The 19,294-nt window shown below is 60.6% G+C and carries 23 protein-coding genes; 14 read left to right on the forward strand and 9 right to left on the reverse strand.

The features are described from left to right. Positions 1-61 precede the first annotated feature (61 nt). The 8 genes from ACP151_RS05080 (at position 62) to ACP151_RS05115 (ending at position 4,761) form a co-directional block, all read left to right on the forward strand. The gene (locus tag ACP151_RS05080) at positions 62-298 is read left to right on the forward strand and encodes a F0F1 ATP synthase subunit C (protein WP_008553903.1); all 237 of its coding nucleotides are present in this window, start codon (positions 62-64) and stop codon (positions 296-298) included. 83 nt (positions 299-381) lie between these two features. Next, positions 382-909: a F0F1 ATP synthase subunit B' gene (locus ACP151_RS05085; protein ID WP_424977775.1), complete on the forward strand. Its 528-nt coding sequence runs from the start codon at positions 382-384 to the stop codon at positions 907-909. A 4-nt stretch (positions 910-913) separates the two neighbouring features. Beyond that, positions 914-1,471 (forward strand): F0F1 ATP synthase subunit B, encoded by a 558-nt coding sequence (locus tag ACP151_RS05090; RefSeq protein WP_424977776.1) that lies wholly within the window; start codon positions 914-916, stop codon positions 1,469-1,471. Between the two features lie 697 nt (positions 1,472-2,168). Further along, positions 2,169-2,384: a hypothetical protein gene (locus ACP151_RS05095; RefSeq protein WP_424977777.1), complete on the forward strand. Its 216-nt coding sequence runs from the start codon at positions 2,169-2,171 to the stop codon at positions 2,382-2,384. A 42-nt stretch (positions 2,385-2,426) separates the two neighbouring features. Next, complete coding sequence (locus tag ACP151_RS05100) at positions 2,427-3,041, forward strand: LysE family translocator (RefSeq protein WP_424977778.1); 615 nt, start codon at positions 2,427-2,429, stop codon at positions 3,039-3,041. A gap of 23 nt (positions 3,042-3,064) precedes the next feature. Further along, positions 3,065-3,664 carry a class I SAM-dependent DNA methyltransferase gene (locus tag ACP151_RS05105; RefSeq protein WP_424977779.1) on the forward strand — a complete coding sequence of 200 codons (600 nt, stop codon included), beginning with the start codon at positions 3,065-3,067 and terminating at the stop codon, positions 3,662-3,664. Beyond that, positions 3,657-4,121 carry a ribonuclease HI gene (gene rnhA / locus ACP151_RS05110; protein ID WP_424977780.1) on the forward strand — a complete coding sequence of 155 codons (465 nt, stop codon included), beginning with the start codon at positions 3,657-3,659 and terminating at the stop codon, positions 4,119-4,121. Before ACP151_RS05105 ends, rnhA begins: the two co-directional genes overlap by 8 nt. Before the next feature lie 16 nt (positions 4,122-4,137). Beyond that, entirely contained in the window at positions 4,138-4,761 is a 624-nt protein-coding gene (locus tag ACP151_RS05115) for a trimeric intracellular cation channel family protein (protein ID WP_424977781.1), read from the forward strand. 8 nt (positions 4,762-4,769) lie between these two features. On the opposite strand, the gene ACP151_RS05120 is transcribed toward ACP151_RS05115, so the two are convergent. From ACP151_RS05120 to def (ACP151_RS05140), 5 genes are all read right to left on the reverse strand, one after another. Next, positions 4,770-5,732: a glycosyltransferase family 2 protein gene (locus tag ACP151_RS05120; RefSeq protein ID WP_424977782.1), complete on the reverse strand. Its 963-nt coding sequence runs from the start codon at positions 5,730-5,732 to the stop codon at positions 4,770-4,772. Between the two features lie 168 nt (positions 5,733-5,900). Next, entirely contained in the window at positions 5,901-6,137 is a 237-nt protein-coding gene (locus ACP151_RS05125; protein ID WP_424977783.1) for a GlsB/YeaQ/YmgE family stress response membrane protein, read from the reverse strand. Positions 6,138-6,149: 12 nt separating this feature from the next. Continuing rightward, the gene (fmt, locus tag ACP151_RS05130) at positions 6,150-7,055 is read right to left on the reverse strand and encodes a methionyl-tRNA formyltransferase (RefSeq protein WP_424977784.1); all 906 of its coding nucleotides are present in this window, start codon (positions 7,053-7,055) and stop codon (positions 6,150-6,152) included. Between the two features lie 132 nt (positions 7,056-7,187). Next, entirely contained in the window at positions 7,188-7,685 is a 498-nt protein-coding gene (def, locus tag ACP151_RS05135; RefSeq protein WP_424977785.1) for a peptide deformylase, read from the reverse strand. 13 nt (positions 7,686-7,698) lie between these two features. After that, positions 7,699-8,217, reverse strand: coding sequence for a peptide deformylase (gene def / locus ACP151_RS05140; protein ID WP_424977786.1), 519 nt, complete (start codon positions 8,215-8,217; stop codon positions 7,699-7,701). 99 nt (positions 8,218-8,316) lie between these two features. Here def (ACP151_RS05140) and ACP151_RS05145 point away from each other — a divergent pair, with 99 nt between their 5' ends. Both ACP151_RS05145 and ACP151_RS05150 read left to right on the forward strand, forming a co-directional pair. Next, positions 8,317-9,489: a MalY/PatB family protein gene (locus tag ACP151_RS05145; protein WP_424977787.1), complete on the forward strand. Its 1,173-nt coding sequence runs from the start codon at positions 8,317-8,319 to the stop codon at positions 9,487-9,489. 1 nt (position 9,490) lies between these two features. Continuing rightward, the gene (locus tag ACP151_RS05150) at positions 9,491-10,021 is read left to right on the forward strand and encodes a L,D-transpeptidase family protein (protein WP_424977788.1); all 531 of its coding nucleotides are present in this window, start codon (positions 9,491-9,493) and stop codon (positions 10,019-10,021) included. Positions 10,022-10,038: 17 nt separating this feature from the next. On the opposite strand, the gene ACP151_RS05155 is transcribed toward ACP151_RS05150, so the two are convergent. Then, entirely contained in the window at positions 10,039-10,407 is a 369-nt protein-coding gene (locus tag ACP151_RS05155) for a hypothetical protein (protein ID WP_424977789.1), read from the reverse strand. A gap of 214 nt (positions 10,408-10,621) precedes the next feature. Between ACP151_RS05155 and ACP151_RS05160 the strand changes: the two genes are divergently transcribed. The 4 genes from ACP151_RS05160 to ACP151_RS05175 all read left to right on the forward strand — a co-directional run bounded on the left by ACP151_RS05160 (position 10,622) and on the right by ACP151_RS05175 (position 14,798). Beyond that, complete coding sequence (locus ACP151_RS05160) at positions 10,622-11,596, forward strand: glutathione S-transferase family protein (RefSeq protein ID WP_424977790.1); 975 nt, start codon at positions 10,622-10,624, stop codon at positions 11,594-11,596. A gap of 115 nt (positions 11,597-11,711) precedes the next feature. Continuing rightward, complete coding sequence (locus ACP151_RS05165; RefSeq protein ID WP_424977839.1) at positions 11,712-12,674, forward strand: threonine-phosphate decarboxylase; 963 nt, start codon at positions 11,712-11,714, stop codon at positions 12,672-12,674. Beyond that, complete coding sequence (cbiB, locus tag ACP151_RS05170; RefSeq protein ID WP_424977791.1) at positions 12,671-13,582, forward strand: adenosylcobinamide-phosphate synthase CbiB; 912 nt, start codon at positions 12,671-12,673, stop codon at positions 13,580-13,582. The genes ACP151_RS05165 and cbiB overlap by 4 nt, the downstream gene beginning before the upstream one ends. 46 nt (positions 13,583-13,628) lie before the next feature. Further along, positions 13,629-14,798 (forward strand): lytic murein transglycosylase, encoded by a 1,170-nt coding sequence (locus tag ACP151_RS05175; protein ID WP_424977792.1) that lies wholly within the window; start codon positions 13,629-13,631, stop codon positions 14,796-14,798. Here ACP151_RS05175 and ACP151_RS05180 read toward each other — a convergent pair. From ACP151_RS05180 to ACP151_RS05190, 3 genes are all read right to left on the reverse strand, one after another. Then, entirely contained in the window at positions 14,795-15,139 is a 345-nt protein-coding gene (locus ACP151_RS05180; protein WP_424977793.1) for a hypothetical protein, read from the reverse strand. The two genes, ACP151_RS05175 and ACP151_RS05180, sit on opposite strands and share 4 nt — an antisense overlap. 70 nt (positions 15,140-15,209) lie before the next feature. After that, positions 15,210-15,677, reverse strand: a complete 468-nt coding sequence (locus ACP151_RS05185) for a YbjN domain-containing protein (protein ID WP_424977794.1) — start codon at positions 15,675-15,677, stop codon at positions 15,210-15,212. Positions 15,678-15,742: 65 nt separating this feature from the next. Then, positions 15,743-19,198, reverse strand: a complete 3,456-nt coding sequence (locus ACP151_RS05190; protein ID WP_424977795.1) for a chromosome segregation SMC family protein — start codon at positions 19,196-19,198, stop codon at positions 15,743-15,745. Between the last annotated feature and the right edge of the window lie 96 nt (positions 19,199-19,294).

The raw sequence follows: 19,294 nt of genomic DNA on the forward strand, positions 1-19,294 counted from the left end.
GGCGCCCACAAGGCCCTGCCCAAACTAGAAATCACCACATTCCATCGTAAGGAGAGAAATCATGGAAGGCGATATCGCACAACTCGGTCAGTTCGTCGGCGCAGGTCTGGCAGCAATCGGTTCCGGCGCAGCCGCAATCGGTGTGGGCCACGTGGCTGGCAACTTCCTGGCAGGCGCTCTGCGCAACCCGTCGGCAGCTGCCGGCCAGACCGCAACCCTGTTCATCGGCATCGCGTTTGCAGAAGCACTGGGCATCTTCTCGTTCCTGGTCGCTCTGCTGCTGATGTTCGCCGTCTAAGACCTTAGGAACCTATTTCCTTACGGCCGGGCAGTGCAGAACCTGTGCTGCCCGGTGTAACGGCAAGTTCCTGGGAGGACGACATGGCATCAAATACGCAAGAGGCAGCACACGGCGGCGGTTCCGCAATGCCGCAGCTGGACTTCTCGACCTTCGGGAACCAGATCTTCTGGCTCGTGGTCGCGCTGGTTGTGATCTACCTCATCCTGTCGCGCATCGCGCTGCCTCGCATTGCGAGCGTGCTGGCCGAGCGTCAGGGGACCATCACCAACGACCTGGCAGCGGCTGAAGACTTGAAAGCCAAGGCTGTCGAGGCCGAAAACGCATATAACAAAGCTCTGGCGGATGCCCGTGCGGAAGCGCAGCGGATCGCTGCCGAGACCCGTGCAGAAATTCAGGCCGGGCTGGATGAGGCAATTGCCAAAGCAGACGAACAGATCTCTGCCAAGGCGGCTGAATCCGAAAAAGCAATCGCCGAGATCAAAGCCGGCGCGCTGGAAAGCGTGAAGGCTGTGGCCACCGATACCGCAGATGCGCTGGTGACTGCACTGGGCGGAACCGCAGATGCAGACGCAATTGCTTCGGCAGTTGCCGAGCGGACGAAAGGATAAGGACATGCGCAATATTCTCGCTCTTGCCCTGACACTTGGCGCGGCTTCACCTGCATTCGCAGCCGGCGGTGGCATGGACCTGTCCAACACCAATCTGGTTGTTGCGCTGGCGTTCATTCTGTTCATCGGCATTCTTTTGTTCGCCAAGGTGCCGTCGCTGCTGGCTGGCCAGCTCGACAACCGTGCCGACGGCATCCAGAAGGAACTGGACGAAGCCCGTGCTCTGCGTGAAGAGGCCCAGACCGTTCTGGCGTCCTACGAGCGCAAGCAGCAGGAAGTTCAGGCTCAGGCTGATCAGATCGTGGCTGCTGCCCGTGACGAGGCTGCCCGTGCAGCTGAACAGGCCAAGGCTGATCTGCAAACCTCCATCGCCCGCCGTCTGGCGGCTGCTGAGGAGCAGATCGCTTCGGCAGAAGCTTCGGCTGTGAAGGAAGTTCGCGACCAGGCGATCTCCATCGCTGTTGCAGCTGCGGATCAGGTGATCGCCAAGCAGATGACCGCCGCTGAGGCCAACAAGCTGATCGACGCCGCCATCGCGGATGTGGACGCCAAGCTGCACTAAGCATTGGCTGACACAGACAAGTTAAAAGAACCCGGTCCGAGTGGCCGGGTTTTTTGTTAGGAAGTGGGCGCTTTGAGCCCAAATTGCAGAATGCTGCGGCGAGTATGTACGTCAGCTTTGCCGCAATCGGACCAGGCTACACGGATCGTCAAAGCTTGCTGTTTGATCCCATGGTTTGATGGTGTGATCCATTTGTTGGAATGGAAAGAAGCATTCTGGGAAAATTCGTCACGGCACCACCACGACCAGGCTCGCCGTCAGAGCCACAATACAGAGATCGCAAAGCCGAGCCTCGGAAGTCGTGCTCAACCATTTTCAGCAAAGAAGAGGAAGCCGAAACGGCAGCAGTTCAAGTGCTCCTCGATTGGCGTCTTATCCCTTCGACATTGTCGAGGTCAGGACTGAAGAGAGGAAACAGCATCTCTTTGTGGCTATCGAGCGTACCAGAAAGTTAGCCGTTGCCCAGCTGGTAGAGAAAGCCAATCGCAAGACCACCTGGGAGTTTCTTGACGACCTCCCTGAGGCCGTGCCTAGCTAGATCCTGACGGATTACGCCATCCAGTTCGCAGAGCAGCCGCGCAACCGGAACACAATCTTTTCTCAGCTGATGCGGTTCAACCTGATCCGTCACGGCAATAGGATTGAACATCCCCCGACCATACCGAACCACCCATGGGCCAACGGTCGGGTTAAAAGGATGAACTGCACGATCAAGGACGCCACGGCCAAACGGTCTTGCTACACAAGCCACGCGCAGCTTCGAATACACGTCGCGGACTTTCTGGACGCCTACAGGCTTGCTTGTCGCTTGACGACAGCCATCGGACTGCCCCCCTACGGATACATCTGCAGAAACTGGACATCAGAGCCAGATCGTTTCATCCTGACCCTATCCATCGGATGCCGGGACTAGCGCCTAGGCGTCGGTCCCGGGTGATTTTCTGGAGCCGTTACCATGATCACATTTCAATTTTTGATCACTGCTTTTATCGTCGTCCTCGCGCCTGGCACGGGGGTTATCTACACTCTCGCGCTGGGTCTTGGCCAAGGCAGGCGGGCCTCAATATGGGCGGCCCTTGGCTGTACAATCGGTATCGTGCCGCACCTTGCTGCCGCAACGCTCGGGTTGGCTGCTGTGCTGCACAGCTCGGCGCTGCTGTTTCAGGTCGTCAAGGCCGCGGGTGTTGCCTACCTTCTTTACCTTGCCTGGCAGGCGCTGCGCAGCGGCGGCGCGCTGGCGGTGACGTCCAAACGCACCACCCAGCCCGTCTGGAAAATCGCCTGGCGCGGCGCCCTGATCAATATCCTGAATCCCAAACTGTCCGTCTTTTTCCTGGCGCTTCTGCCGCCTTTTTTGAGCGGCAACCCATCCAGTTCCACACTGGAAATGTCAGTACTGGGGCTGGTTTTCATGGCTCTGACCTTTGCCATCTTTGTGCTCTATGGGCTGTTCGCCGCCCAGGCCCGCAGCTATCTTCTGAGCAGTGAGCGTGTACTGACGTGGCTGAACCGCGGATTTGCTGCCGTCTTTGCTGGCCTCGCCGCCCGGCTAGCAATGGAGCGCGCCTGACCAAATTATCCGGAGGTCGCCAGATGAGTGACGACAGAACCATCAGCGTCTACAATGACCGTGCGGCAGACTACGCTGAGCTGGTCACCAGCAGCAAGGACAGTGGAGAGGAAGCAGATTTCCACGCCTTCACGTTCCGCCTTCCGAAAGATGGCACCGTTCTAGACCTTGGCTGCGGTCCTGGTCACTGGGCCGCGCGGCTCCGGGATGCAGGCTTTCGCGTGGCCGCGCTTGATGCTTCGCCGGAAATGGCTGAAGCTGCCCGGGCGGCTTACGGGATTGAAGTCATTACCGCCGGATTCGAGGCCTTGGATGCAGAGGCGGTGTTCGACGGCATCTGGGCCTATTTCAGCCTGCTGCATGTTCCGCGGGCGGAGCTTGCTATCCACTTGTCCTCTGTGCACCGGGCCCTGCAGCCCGGCGGAGCTTTCTGCCTGTCGATGAAACTGGGCCAGGGCGAAGGCCGTGATGATCTGGGGCGGTTCTACGCCTACTACAGCGAAGAAGAGCTGCTGGGAAAACTCAAAGCCGCTGGTTTTACAATTCTTGGCTGCCGCCACGGCCATGTCAAAGGACTGGCTGGCACCGGCGAAGACTTCGTAGTACTGACGGCGCATGCCTGATTTATTTGCTTATACCGACGGCGCCTGTTCTGGAAACCCCGGCCCCGGCGGCTGGGGCGTACTGCTGCGCGCCATGGACGGTGACACCATCGTCAAAGAAAAAGAACTGCAGGGAGGCGAAGCGGAGACCACCAACAACCGAATGGAGCTCCTGGCGGCAATCAACGCGCTGGAAAGCCTGGCGCGGCCATCGACGATAACCGTAGTCACCGATTCTGCCTATGTGAAAAACGGCGTCACTGGCTGGATCTTCGGGTGGAAGAGGAACGGTTGGAAAACCTCCAGCAAGAAACCGGTGAAGAACGTTGAGCTGTGGCAGCAACTGGACGCAGCGCAGGCCCGCCACAAGGTGACCTGGGAATGGGTCAAGGGACACGCAGGCCACCCGGAAAACGAACGCGCGGATGAGCTGGCCCGGGCTGGCATGGCGCCTTTCAAGAAAAAGAAAAGCGCTTGATGCACGAGGGGTGCAGATGACCTTTCTGGCACTGCTGGACTATGCTTCGGTGCTGGTCTTTTCCCTTTCCGGCGCGCTGGTGGCCAGCCGGGCGCAGCTGGACATCGTCGGCTTTGCCTTTGTCGCCTGCCTGACTGCGCTCGGCGGTGGCACCCTGCGCGACTTGCTTTTGGACCGCAATCCGGTGTTCTGGATTGCCAATTCCAACTACATCCTGTTGGCTGCCCTGGCTTCGGTGGCAGTATTTTTTACTGCACATCTGCTGGAAAGCCGCCTGCGCTGGGTTGTCTGGCTCGACAGTTTCGCGCTGGCCATCGCAGTTTCTGCAGGCACCGGCACCGCTGTCGCACTGGACAGCCCGCCAGTGATCACCGTGCTGATGGGCATGGCCACTGGCACCATGGGCGGGCTGATGCGTGATGTGGTCTGCAACGAAGTGCCGTTGGTCCTGAAACAGGGCGAACTTTACATCTCCTGCGCGATGGCAGGCGCAATGACAGCAGTTCTGGGCATCTGGCTGGGGCTGGAACTAGGGCTTTCGCTGATAGCCTGCGCCGGCGTCTGCTGGAGCCTGCGCGCGGGGTCGATCCTGTTCGGCTGGCACCTTCCGGTCTACAAAAGCCGCCCGCCGCGCAGCTAAGTCGGGTTTCATCCGGGTATGCGGTTGCCTTTCACGGTTTGAAGAAACGCCCGGCCTTCCTCGCTCAGCCTGGCCTTGCGCCCACGGCGGCGATGCCAAATCTGGGCAGCCTCATGGTATTCGCGCAGCTTGCTGTCCTGCAGCAGCTCCTCTTTGATTTGCAGTGCTGCGGTGAAATTATCCGCCAGCCGACGATCTTCTACCTCGTTTTTGTTGAATTTCTGCCAATAGTCGGCCTCCATCGTTGACCGAAAATGGTTGGCCCTTCCCCGTGCCTTCTTGTTCAGGAAACCGTCGCGCGAGCGCAGCGCATAATGGTTGAGCTGCGCTGCAGAATAACCATAGCTGTCCCGGACGTATAACGCCCCTTCAATGTCAGCCTCCTTCAGTGGGGTGCCATCGGCCAACTGCCAGTTTATCCCCTCGGGCCCGGCAGCAAGAAAGGGACGGTGTACGCCAATTCGGTTAAACTTTCCGTTGTTGCGGTAGGCAGTCTTGAAAAACCTGTGTTCATCCGGGCGCCCTTCTTCAGGTTCAGCCCGGACAAAAGTCTGGGGAACCGGCGGATGGTCGGCCTGCCCAATGTTGGCATTGCCAAAAATGCGCCAGACAAAGGAAACCGCGTCCACCTCCGCGTCGGCCCGCTCTGCCAGCAGTCCGGTGAGCGAACCATCGCCCGAGTTGACAAGCAGGTACTCATCGACATCCACCACCATGACCCAATCGGCTGCAGCGACCTTGGGCTCGGACTCTGCCCACATCAGCGCGCTTTTTTGCGGCCCCCGGCGCATCACACGGCTGAAACGGTGCTCAATCACCCCCATGCGGTGCAGGCAGCGCAGGATGTGGTCGGTCGGATCCGAGCAATCGTTCGTAAAAACAACGAAATCACTGACGCCAATGGATTTATAGTGGCTAATCCAGTCGAGAATGTAAGGGCCCTCGTCCTTCATGGAGGTCACGACCACCACGTTCGGCGAACCTGCCCAGCCGCTGTTCTGTGTCATCTTAAATAGCGCTCTCTGCCTCGGTATCCGCCATTTTTGGCGTGGTTAATAAAATGTTAACGATAATACAAAATGGTGCATCAGGAATTTCCGGCTCCCCTTAAGGCTGTGACATGAATGCCTCAGCGGGAGTCACCTTCTGCCATAGCGTTGCCAAAGCCATATCAGTGCAAGGGCGCCCAGCACTGCGCCAATGAAACCCGCCATCAACCCCATCACTGCCAGCAGTGCCCGTAGCACCAGGCCGCCCACCAGCGCCCCGGCCATGCCGATGCAGACCGTGGTGATGATATCGGTTTCCAGCTTCATCAACCGGGTTGCCAGGAAACCGGCGGCGGCACCGATGACGATCAGAGCTAGGATTGGCATCAGGCCCTCCAGTTACAGGCGGCTGCCCTTCTGAACCGGGAAGCCACGCAGGAATACATCCGGATCCTGCGCGCTTTTGCCCGCCCGTTGCAAGCGCAACAGCTGCACCGCGCCCGCACCGCAAGCCACGGTCAAAGCATCATCCAGAACTTCTCCGGGTGTGCCCTGGCCCTCAGCGAGTTTCGACAACAGCAATTTCACCCGCTGGCCCTCAATTTCGCACCAGGCGCCCGGGAAAGGGGACAGGCCGCGGATTTTTCGGTCCACGTCTGCGGCGGGCCGGGTCCAATCAATCTGCGCCTCTGCCTTGTCGATTTTTTCGGCATAGATGACGCCTTCGTTCGGCTGAACCTCTGGCACCAGATCCGGCAGATGGGTCAGTGCTTCGACGATCAGGCCCGCGCCCATTTCTGACAGACGGTCATGCAGCTGCGCGGTGGTTTCTTCCGCTCCTATAGCAGTGGCATCACGCAGCAGTACCGGGCCCGTGTCCAGCCCCGCCTCCATCTGCATGATGCAGATGCCGGTCTTTGCATCCCCTGCCATGACTGCCCGGTGAATCGGCGCCGCGCCACGCCAGCGCGGCAGGAGGCTGGCGTGAATGTTCAGACAGCCCTGCGCGGGCGCATCCAGCACCGGTTGCGGCAGGATCAGCCCATAGGCAACAACCACGGCAACATCCGCATTGAGCGCGGCAAAGTCCTGCTGCTCGGCGTCGCCTTTCAGCGAGACCGGATGGCGCACCTCCAGCCCCAAGGCCGCGGCGCGAGCGTGGACGGGTGTCGGGCGGTCCTTCTTGCCGCGGCCTGCAGGCCGGGGAGGCTGGCTGTAAACGGCGGCAATCTCGTGCCCGGCCTCGACCAGCGCGTCCAGCACCGGCACTGAGAAGTCTGGCGTTCCCATAAAGATAATGCGCATCGCAGTTCCCCGTCCCAGCCCCATTGCCATACCGCAAGATTGGCGGTGTTTGTCTGTGTCAGCACAGGTTCGCGCGCGCCCTGGGGGCGGGGGTGGACGCGAACCGGATCGCAGGTGATCCGGAAATGGGGATCAGCCGTTCAGTTTTTTTGCCTTGCGGATCAGCATGTCGCGCTTCACCTTGCTGAGGTGATCAAAGTACAGTTTGCCGTTCAGATGATCGATCTGATGCTGCACCGAGGTCGCCTCTATCCCGACAAAGTCCTTGCGATCCACCATGCCCTGCTCGTTCAGGAAACGGACAGTCACTGCACGCGGGCGTTTGATTTTGGCAGACACCCCGGGCAGGTTTGGGCTGGCCTCGTCGTGTTCACGCAGTTCAATCGAGGAATGCAGGATTTCAGGATTCGCCAGCTTCACCGCCCTGCCGCGTTCAGAGGAGCCATCCACCACCGCCAGTCGCAGCATCACGCCGATCTGGTTGCCCGCCAGGCCGACACCCGGCATCGCATCCATGGTATCTACCATGTCCTTCCAGATTTCGCGGATCTCGTCTGTGATTTCAGTCACTTCTTCGGCCTTGGAACGCAGGCGCTTGTCAGGCCAGGGCAGGCAGGTGCGGACAGTCATGTCTGGTATTCCCTCAGGCGCGGGCGCGTTCGCGCTTTAGCTTCTGCATTTTGCGGGTGATCATCTGGCGCTTCAGCGGCTTCAGATGATCAATGAACAGCTTGCCGTTCAAATGGTCGATCTCATGCTGCACGCAAGTCGCCCACAGCCCATCAAAGGTTTCGCGCTGTGCTTTGCCGTCACGGTCCATCCATTCGACCTCAACCACCTTGGGCCGGGTCACTTCTGCATATTGGTCCGGGATCGACAGGCAGCCTTCCTCATAGACATTGGTTTCACCCGAAGAGGAAATGATCTCAGGATTGAACATCACCAGCGGACGCGGTTCATCGTCGTCTTCCTTGACGCAATCCAGCACGATCAGCCGCTGCAAGATACCGATTTGCGGCGCTGCCAGGCCGATACCGGGAGCGCCATACATGGTTTCCAGCATGTCATCCGCCAGCACGCGCAAATCATCGCTCAGGTCCGGCACAGGCACGCAGACCTTTTTCAGGCGGGGGTCGGGATGGATCAGGATCGGTCTTTTCATGGCTTTCATTTATGCGATCAGCAGAGGTATCGCAACGCCCCCCTTGCGCCCCGCGCTGCAGCGATTAGCTTCGCTTGCGACCATATGGGAGTTCACCACATGAATTTTGACAAACCCACAGACCGCTGCGGCACCCACAGCTCTAAATGGGACAAGATGGAGCAGCTGTTCGGCGTCTCCTCCGACGACGGCCTGGCGATGTGGACAGCAGATTCGGACTATGAAACCGCGCCTTGTGTCATCGAAGCCGTCAAAAAGGCCGCAGAACATGGCGTCTTTGGCTACTCCTGGCAGCACCCGGAATACCTGCAGGCGGTGCAGTGGTGGATGAAGACCCGGCATAACTGGGAGATCGAGACCGACTGGATCCTGACCACCCAGGGCCTGGGCAACGCGATTGCGCTTTGCCTTGATGTGTTGAGCGCCCCCGGCGATGGCGCGGTTATCTTCTCGCCTGTGTACCATGAGTTCGCCTACAAGGTGAACAAGGCCGGTCGCAAGGTGGTGGAATGCCCGCTGGTGCGAGACGGCGATGACTATATCGTCGATCTGGATGACGCCCAGTCGCGGCTGGACGGGTCTGAGAAACTGCTGCTGTGGTGCTCGCCCCAGAACCCTTCGGGCCGGGTCTGGACGCCGGAAGAACTGCGCGCGGTGGCCGATTTTGCCAAGCGCAACGGGCTGATCCTGGTATCAGACGAAATCCACCACGATCTGGTCTACCCGGGCCACACCTTTGTCCCGATGGACGTGGCTGCCCCTGACGCGCGTGCCTGGACCATCACCCTGACCGCCGCCTCCAAAACCTTCAACATCGCAGGCCAGCGCACTGGCAACATGATCATCGCCGACCCGGACTTGCGGGCAAAGATGCGCAACCGTCTCAACACGCTGGACTATGACCCGAGTTCTCTTGGCGTGGCGATGATCACTGCAGCCTATTCGCCCGAAGGCGCGGAATGGGTAGATGCACAGATTGCGCATCTGGAAGGCAACAGAAAACTGTTTGATGAGACCGTAAACGCACTGCCCGGCCTGAAGTCATTGCCGCTGGCCTCTACCTACCTGGCTTGGGTAGATTTCTCTGGCACCGGCATGAGCCGCGAAGAATTCGTCAAGCGCCTGCGCGAAGAGGCCAAGATCGCGACCTCGCCCGGCGACGGTTTCGGCGCTGGCGGCGTGTTTATGGAACGCTTCAATCTGGCAACCCAGCGGTCGCGCGTGGAAGAAGCCTGTCGCCGCCTGACGGCAGCTTTCTCGGACCTGCAATAAAATGAAGCGCCTGCTGCGCCTTTTGGGGCTGGTTATTCTGACCGGTGCCGTCTGGATGGCATGGCAGGCCTTTGCCCCACACCCGTTGCCGCCGCCACAGGCCGCTGCAGTGGAGCAGATCGACCGTATTCTGATCGAGAAATCCGCAAGGCGGCTGACGGCCAGCCGCGGCGGCGAAACCGTGCTGGAATTTCCTATAGCACTGGGGTTTGACCCCAGCGGGGACAAGTTTCAGGAAGGGGACGGCAAAACGCCAGAAGGGGTCTTTCAGATCGACCGGCGCAATCCGAACAGCGCTTATCATCTGTCGCTGGGCATCAACTATCCACAGCCTGCAGACATGGCGCAGGCCCGGGCTGCAGGTGTCAGTCCCGGTGGTGATATCTTCATTCATGGCCAGCCGAATTCAGTGGGCAATTTGATCACCCTGCCAGGCAATTGGACCGCCGGCTGCATCGCTGTCAGCAATGAACAGATGGAAACGCTCTGGCGTCTGACGCAGCTCGGGACAGAAGTGGAAATCCGCCCCTAAGCCTGTCTGACCCTGCTTCAGATCTTGCCCTGCGACTGATCAAAGGGGATCAGCCCAGCAGGTGAATCCGGGGACTTGTAGAAATCCAGCGGCGCCCTGTCGGCAGCAGGCGTCGCGCGTTTGAATTCATAGCACATCTCGCCGCCCTCTTCCTCACCGGCGACGATCAGGCATTGCGAGACATGGCGGGCGCCATCATAGATATCGACCAGCCCGCGCAGCATCGGCGCAGTGTCCGTTTCGACCGAGAACCCGGTCTTCCACAGGCGCAGCACCGGATACAGCTCATTGTCCGCCATCACCCGCAAACGGCTTTTGCGCCGCATCCCCTGCAGGCGGGCAGTATCAAGCGCTTCCTGCACGGCTTTGGGTACATAAGTATTCATATCAGCGGCCTTCCAAATGCGTGACGTTTCTCAGTCCTTCTTTCAACGGTGCGTCACAAATGGATAAAATCAAGTGAACATTTTTGGAAATTTGACGGGCGCGCAATTTTGTTACTGCTGTGCAATGGCGCAGAAGCCCTGCGCGCATCAGTGCATAGGCGCGGAGGGGTGGCCTGCTTATGCTTATTTCAACACAGCAGCGGGAGCACCGGCAATGGGCCTTTTGATCGACGGCAAGTGGCACGACAAGTGGTATGATACCAAATCCACTGGCGGCGCCTTCAAACGCAGCGAATCGCAGTTCCGAAACTGGATCACCGCCGATGGCAGTACCGGCCCCGGCGGCTCTGGCAGTTTCGCGGCTGAAAGCGGGCGTTATCACCTATATGTCTCGCGGGCCTGCCCCTGGGCCCACCGCACCCTGATCTTCCACAAGCTGAAGGGGCTGGAGCCGCATATCTCCGTCTCCACGGTACACCCGGACATGATGGAGGAAGGCTGGACCTTCGAGACAGATGATCACGGCGCTACTGGGGATGCGCTGTTCGGCAGTAGCCGCATGCATCAGATCTATACCCGCGCCGATGCCAGTTATACTGGCAGGGTGACGGTACCGGTGCTGTGGGACACACAGCAGAACACCATCGTTTCCAACGAAAGTTCCGAGATCATCCGCATGTTCAATTCGGCCTTTGACGGGATCACCGGCAATACGGACGACTACTGGCCCGAAGAATTGCGCGAGCCGATCGAGGCCGTGAATGCCCGCATCTACAGCACTGTTAACAATGGCGTTTACAAATGCGGCTTTGCCACCACGCAAGAGGCCTATGACGCAGCAGTAGAGCCGCTGTTTGCAAGCCTGGACTGGCTGGAGGATCTGCTGTCGCAGCACCGCTACCTGTTGGGAGCACGCATCACTGAGGCCGACTGGCGGCTGTTCACCACGCTGTTGCGTTTTGATCCGGTCTATCATGTGCATTTCAAGTGCAACCGGAAACGGCTGGTAGAATACCCGAACCTCTGGGCTTATGTGCGCGAGCTTTACCAATGGCCGGGCGTGGCGGAAACCGTGGGTATGCAGCACATCGTACGCCACTATTACTACAGTCATGTCACCATCAACCCGCACCGGATCACCCCCATCAATCCGGATATCAACTGGCGGGAACCGCACCGGCGAGGCTAATGGCATCCCCCCAAAAATAGGGAGTTCACGCACCGCTCAGCATAGGGTAATACGCGCCTTGCCTCAGATGGCGTCCGGCGCAGTCCGGAGCGAACTTTCACCGGTGGTGACCGCGATGCATGACCTCTCTCACGACCCTGCACCCCAGCCCCGCGATCATGGCGGCAACCTGAGCGCAGCCATGGCCGAGTTCGGCGGCACCCGCAGCGGCTGGATCGACCTGTCCACCGGCATCAACCCCCAGCCCTATCCGTTACCGGACTTTGACGCCAGTGACTGGGGTGCCCTGCCGGATGCGGACGCGCTGGAAGATCTGGAACGGGCCGCACGCGCCTTTTGGAAAATACCAGAGGAGGCCGCCGTTCTGGCCGCGCCCGGCGCCTCCGCCCTGATTGCCGCTATTCCTGCACTGGCAGAACCCCGCTGGGTACAGATCTCAAAGCCAACCTACAACGAACACGCCGCCGCCTTCGAAGCCCGCGGCTGGATCGTCAGGGTGCACGGCCCCGCCGAAGCCAAGGTTGCGGTGCACCCGAACAATCCGGATGGCCGCCTGTGGGAAGAGGGTAAGCTCTCTGCGCCCCTGACCATCATCGACGAAAGCTTTTGCGACATCTGCCCGGACCAAAGCCTGATCCACATGGCGGCCCGCCCCGGTGTCGTGATGCTGAAAAGTTTTGGAAAATTCTGGGGGCTGGCCGGCCTGCGGCTGGGTTTTGCCATTGGCGACCCCAACCTGATCGCCCAGCTGTCCACCTGGCAAGGTCCTTGGGCGGTGTCCGGCCCGGCTCTGCGCACCGGCGCGCGGGCTTTGCAGGATCACACCTGGGCAGAAGCCTCCCGCAACCGTCTGCATCAGGATGCCACCCGCCTGGACAAGCTGATGCTTGCAAAAGGTGCCGAGCTGGCGGGCGGCACCGGTCTGTTCCGGCTTTACGAAGTGGACGATGCCGCCACCTGGCAGCGAAATCTGGCCCGTAGCCATATCTGGAGCCGCATCTTCCCCTATTCCCGCACCTTTTTGCGTCTGGGCCTGCCGCCCGCTGATGGTTGGGACCGGCTGGAGGCCGCCCTGTGACCACTGCCGCAATGCTGACAGTTGCGCTGCTTCTGGATGCTGTTTTTGGAGAACCGGACTGGCTGTGGTCGCGCTTGACGCATCCCGCCGTGGTGATGGGCAAGGTCGTTGATTTTCTGGACCGCAAGCTCAACTCCGGCTCTGGACGGCGCATCAAGGGGGCGCTGGCCGCCGCAGCTCTGGTTCTGTGCGGCATCATTGCAGGCAAACTGCTGGCCGCGCCAGGCACTTTGTTTGAAATTCTGGTTGCTGCCATTCTGATCGCCCAGCGGTCGCTGACAGACCATGTCGCCGCCGTTGCCCATGGCCTGTGCAGCGGCCTGGAAGACGGCCGCAAGGCAGTGGCAATGATCGTCAGCCGTGACACCGCCGGTATGACAGCCCCTCAGGCCGCCCGCTCCGCCATCGAGAGCGGCTCTGAAAACCTGTCCGACGGCGTCATTGCACCGGCCTTCTGGTTCTTGGTTGCCGGGCTGCCTGGGCTGATCGTTTACAAGATGGTCAACACGGCGGACAGCATGATCGGCTACCGTAATGAGCGCTATCAGGACTTCGGCTGGGCCGCCGCCCGGCTGGATGACCTGCTGAACCTGATCCCCGCCCGGCTGACCGGGCTGCTGATCGCCCTTGCCAGTGGCCAGCTGCCCCGCTGGCGCGCCATTGTCAAAGATGCCCGCAAGCACCGCTCTCCCAATGCAGGCTGGCCCGAAGCTGCAATGGCGCGGGCGCTGGACACATCGCTTGCGGGGCCGCGTTCTTATGACGGGCAGATGCGCGACTTCCCTTGGGTTCATGACACCGGCAGCAAAAGCGCTAGCGCCGGAACCATCACCCGTTCCGTTACGGTTCTTTGGCAGGCCTGGGGGCTTGCACTGGCCCTGACGGTTGCTATTGCTGTAATTATCTAGCACATAAGCCCCTATGGGAGCGGTAAGACCAAGGAACGCCAGAACTATGCGCCTATTGCCCTTTGTCCTCGTAGCGGCCCTGCTGCCCGCGGCGGCACGTGCCCAATGCGGCGGCGGATTTCAGAATTTTGTGAATCAGATGAAAGACGAGGCGGTCCAGGCCGGCTATGACACTGCTACGGTCAACGCCTTCTTTGCCGGTGCCCGACAGGATGACCGGGTGCTCAAAGCCGACCGTGGCCAGGGTGTGTTTCAAAAACCCTTCATCGATTTTTCCCGCCACTTGATCTCGCAGAACCGTCTGAAGCACGGCCGCCAGATGGCACAGAAACACGATGCCACCTTCCAGCGCATCGAAAGCACTTATGGCATCAACCGCGGCGTGCTGCTGGCATTCTGGGCGTTTGAGACTGACTACGGCGGCTATCAGGGCGATTTCAATACCCGCGATGCGCTGGTCACGCTGGCCCATGACTGTCGCCGCCCCGACCTGTTCCGGCCGCAAGTGTTCTCGGCATTGGAGTTGTTCAAACAGGGCAATTTCGACCCCAAACGCACCACCGGTGCCTGGGCGGGTGAAATCGGTATGGTGCAGATGCTGCCCGGCGACATTCTGGAGCATGGTGTCGATGCGGATGGCGACGGCAAGGTCAGCCTCAAGACTTCTGCCCCCGATGCGCTGATGTCAGGGGCACGGATGCTGTCTCACCTTGGCTGGCAGGCAGGTCAGCCTTGGCTGCAGGAAGTCACCATCCCCGAAGACCTGGACTTGTCGCTCAGCGGTACGGCCCAAAAGAAATCCGTGGCACAATGGCGTAAGCTGGGCGTTGCGGCGCGGGATGGCAGCCTGCCCGAAGGCACCATGCGCGCCTCTTTGCTGCTGCCGCAGGGCCACAAGGGCCCGGCCTTTCTCGCCTACCCGAATTTTGACGTCTACTTTGAGTGGAATCAAAGCTTCACCTATGTGCTGACGGCTGCGTATTTTGCCAATCGGCTGCAAGGGGCAGATGTCTATGATGCAGGTGCTCCTGACAGCGGCCTGACCAGCGCGCAAATGAAACAGCTACAGCAGAAACTGCAGGCCCGCGGCCATAATGTAGGCAACATTGACGGCATTCTCGGCGCCCGCACCCGCGTCGCTGTGCAAAAAGAGCAAAAACGGCTCGGCCTGCCTGCCGATGCCTGGCCTACGCCGGCACTGCTCAAGAAGCTTTAGCGGACAGGAAACCGCTCTCCTTTCTGGGTGACCAGGATCACCCGGGCACCGTTGCGCACATACAGGTCGCAGCGGTTGAAGCCATTGGTGAAATCCACGCAGATACTGCCGTCGCGGGCAATCCGGTAAGTGCCCCAGGCGGTGCCGCCGCCGTTCTCAGCTGAATATGTATAGGCGTAGGCGCCGTTGCGCCCGTACTGCGACTCGCCGCCGTCAAAAAACTGGAAAGATTGCCCCGGAAGCGCCTGCAGCTCCGCCTGTGCAAACGGAGTATCACCTGGGCGCAGCTGCCAATTTTCTGCCGCGGCACCGGCCGCTGCAAAACAAAGGAAAAGGGGCATGATCCATCTCATGCCCCTACCTTAGCGGTTGCTGCTGCAGCGCGCTGTCACGATCAGGTGACAGGCGCAGTTACCAGTCGATGAATTCCTCGAAGTCCTGCATCGCCCGGTTCCACTTGCCGACAGCCAGAGCGAAGTCATCCGACGTTATGCCGCTGTTCCCCAGCAGCACGTCCATTTCGATCCGGGCAGAGCCTTCCTCGGATACATAGGCACGGGCAAAGCGGTTGTTGGTATTCCATTCGTTGATCTTGGACAGCCGCACGCTTCCATCGGTCTGGTAGCCGGAGAAGAACTGGATCGCATCACAGTTGGTATTGTCTTCACAACCGTAATAGTAAACTGAGAAATCGTTGCCGTAGTATTCGACCTTCAGGTTCGGATCGCCGACGCTGTCAGTGGTCACTTCGACATTGGCACCTTCGTCTTTGAAGAAGTTGGCGACGCTTTCGCCAGTCTTGGCCACCACATTCTGCGCCATAGCGGCCGTCGGCAGTGTCAGCACCGCAGCTACGGCAATTGCTTTCTGAAATTTCATCTGTCACTCCACAAAACTTAGTCTTTGCAAACAGGCCACGGCTCAGATCCCCTCTGAGCCGGAGCTCACGCCACCATCGCCTCTGCCTTCTTGAGGTCAACCGAAACCAGCTGGCTGACGCCTTTTTCCTGCATGGTGACGCCAAACAGCCGGTCCATACGCGCCATCGTCACCGCATGGTGGGTGATGATCAGGAAGCGGGTATCGGTCTGACGGCACATCTCGTCCAGCAGATCACAGAAGCGGGTCACATTGGCATCATCCAGGGGGGCGTCGACCTCGTCCAGCACGCATATCGGCGCCGGGTTCGACAGGAACACCGCAAAGATCAGCGCCATTGCGGTCAGGGTCTGCTCGCCGCCTGAGAGCAGCGACAGCGTCGACAGCTTCTTGCCCGGCGGCTGGCACATGATCTCAAGCCCTGCGTCCAGCGGGTCATCGCTTTCGACCATCACCAGATTGGCCTCGCCGCCGCCGAACAGATGGGTAAACAGCATGGCAAAGCTGCTGTTCACCTGTTCGAACGCCGTCAGCAGCCGCTCTCTGCCTTCGCGGTTGAGGCTGGCAATCCCGTCGCGCAGGGTCTTTACCGCCCCTTCCAGATCAAGCTTCTCAGCCACCAGCGTGTCATGCTCGTTCTGCACCCCGCGGGCGTCTTCTTCGGCGCGCAGGTTCACGGCGCCCAGGGCATCACGCTGCCGCTTGTAGCGGTCCACGTCGTGTTCCAGATCGTCCGAGGCAGGCATTTCATCCGGCGACACGCCCAGCTTCTCCAGCAGTGCTTGCGGGGTAATCTGCTGCGCCTCGATGATCCGGCCTGCCGCCTGGGTCACCGCATCCTTGGCGGCATCGCTGCGTGCCTCGGACCGCGCCCTTGCCTCGCGTGCCTCAGAGGCCAGCCGCTCGCATTCGCGCTCCTTGTGGACCGCTTCGCGCAGTTCCGCCTCAGCCGCAATCAGCGTCTCGGTTGCGGCTGATTTGCGGCTTTCCGCCTCAGCGATTGCCTCATTCAGCTCTTCGCGTTTTTCGGCGATCTCCGCCGGAACCGCACCAGCCTCCTCCAGTTCCTCCTGCGAGGTCTCGCGGCGCTCGGCCAATTCCTCGATCCGCGCCTCTGCGCTTTCCAGACGATGGCGCCAGCCGGACAGTTCCTTGGTCACCTCCTGTGCGCGCTTGGTGCGCGCCTCGCCTTCGCGACGCAGTTCGTCATGGCTGGAGCGATGCGTCAGCATGGTGATCCGCGCTGCCTCCACCGACTGTTTGATGTCTTCCACAGAAGTGCGGGCCTGGTCCAGATCGCCAAGATCCCCCAGCGCCTTTTCAGCCTCTGTCAGCTGCAAACGCGCGTTTAGCGCGTCTTCCTCATGGCGTGACACGGCAATGCCGAGCGTCTCCAGCTTGCCCTCGGCCAGGTTGCGGTCAGCCTCGGCGCGGCTCAACGCCCGGGCAGCATCCGCCACCCGCTGGTCTGCCACCCGGCGCGCCTGCCGCGCGTTCTGGTCGGCCAGCGTCACCTCTTCCAGCTTTTGCAGCAGCATTTCATGTGCCGCACGGGCGCCGTCTGCCGTGGCGCTGACGCGCTCCATTTCCTGTTTCAGCGCCTCCAGCTTGTTCAGCTGTTCCAGTCGCAGCGCTGCGGCACTTGGCGCATCTTCGGCCCAGGCGCGGTAGCCGTCCCAGCGCCACAAATCGCCTTCGATCGTCACCAGCCGTTGGCCTGGGCGCAGCTGGGCCTGAAGGCCTGCGGCCGCATCGCCATCCACCAGGCCGATTTGCGCCACCCTGCGCGACAAAGCATCGGGGCCGGAGACGAACAGTGCCAGGGGCTGCACACCATCTGGCAGTGGCGCATCACTGTCATACCCAGACAGAGCAACCCAACCGGTTGGCCCGTCCGCATCTGCCAGCGGCGCGCGCAGGTCATCGGCCAGCGCCGCTCCCAGGGCCTTTTCATACCCCGGAGCCACCGTCAGCTCATCCAGAACCTGGCCGCCTTCGGCGGTGTCGCGCTCCACCAGCTTGGCCAGCGCCGTCGCTTCAGCGCGCAACGCGCCCAGTTCGCCCTCTGCCTCAGACCGCTGCGAACGTGCCTCTGCCTCGCGGGCCTGGGTCTCGGTGCGGGTCTCATCAGCTGCTTCCAGCGCTTCCTCAGCCAATTCCGAGGCCTCGCGCGCCTCTTCCTCAGCCACCACTGCAGCTTCGAATTTCTCCGCTGCCAGCCCCAGTGCTTGCTGCGACTCGCCTTGTGCAGCGCGCGCTTTTCCTGCCTCGTCCTCAGAGCGCCCCAGCGCACGCTGACAGTCCTCAACCGCACGCTGCGCTGACTGGTGACGGGCAGCGAGACGGGCCACATCCTCAGTCACTTGCGCCAAATGATCCTCGCGTGCCTGCAGGATCGAACCTGCATCGCGTGCAAGTTCTGCAGCCTCTGTCAGCTTTCCGTCATGGCCATCGCCTGCCTTGGACAGCTCACGCTGCTCCCACTCCAGCCGCTCGATGGTTTCGCCTGCGTCCTTGTTCAGGCCGGTCTCACGCTCAATGTCATTGCCCAGCTGCGCAATTCGGTTGCTGAGACGTTCGATGGTCTGGCGCGCCTGTGCCTCCTGATCACCCAGCGAGTCACGCTGCACCACCAGCCGCTGCAAGATGGCTGCCGCAATGGCTTCCTCCTCACGCAGGGGCGGCAGTTTTTCCTCAAATGTGCCGCGCTGTGCTGCCGCCGCGCGCACCAGCGCCTCCGCCTTGGCAGCCTGCTCGACCCGTACACGCAGCTCATCCTCGGAGGCCAGCCGCGCCTCATCCGCTTCGCGCCAGCGGCGATAGAGCAGCATACCTTCGGCCAGCCGCAGGTTTTCACCGATCTCGCGGTAACGCTGCGCCTGCCGTGCCTGTTTCGCCAGCTGAGCCAGCTGCGCCGCCAGCTGCTCTATCACGTCATCAACGCGCAGCAGGTTGGCCTCGGTGTTCTTCAGCTTCAGCTCCGCCTCGTGACGGCGCTGATAGAGGCCGGAAATCCCTGCGGCCTCTTCCAAGATACGCCGCCGCGCCTTGGGCTTGGCGTTGATCAGCTCAGCGATCTGCCCCTGTCGCACCAACGCTGGCGAATGGGCCCCGGTCGAGGCATCCGCAAACAGCATCTGCACATCGCGCGCCCGCACGTCTTTACCGTTGGATTTGTAGGCGCTGCCAACATCGCGGGTGATGCGGCGTACAATCTCCAGCGTATCCGCCTCATTGAAGCCCGAGGGCGCCAGCCGCTCCGAATTGTCGATATTCAGGCTGACTTCGGCAAAATTGCGTGCCGGTCGCGAGGAGGTGCCGGCAAAGATCACATCTTCCATGCCGCCGCCGCGCATCGCCTTGGCGCGGGTTTCCCCCATCACCCAGCGCAATGCCTCCAGAAGATTGGATTTGCCGCAACCGTTTGGACCCACAACCCCTGTCAGCCCATCGGCAATGATCAGTTCGGTAGGATCAACAAAGCTTTTGAAGCCGTTCAGCCTGAGCTTGGAAAACCGCAAAGCTGCCCCTTCATGATTCCGTATCGAGAAAGTTCAGCGGTTCCTATCCGTTGAGTCAACGCTGCGCACCCCCAAATCGGGACGAATTCGCCACAA

This window comes from Leisingera sp. S232, assembly GCF_049800895.1.
Lineage (GTDB): Bacteria > Pseudomonadota > Alphaproteobacteria > Rhodobacterales > Rhodobacteraceae > Leisingera.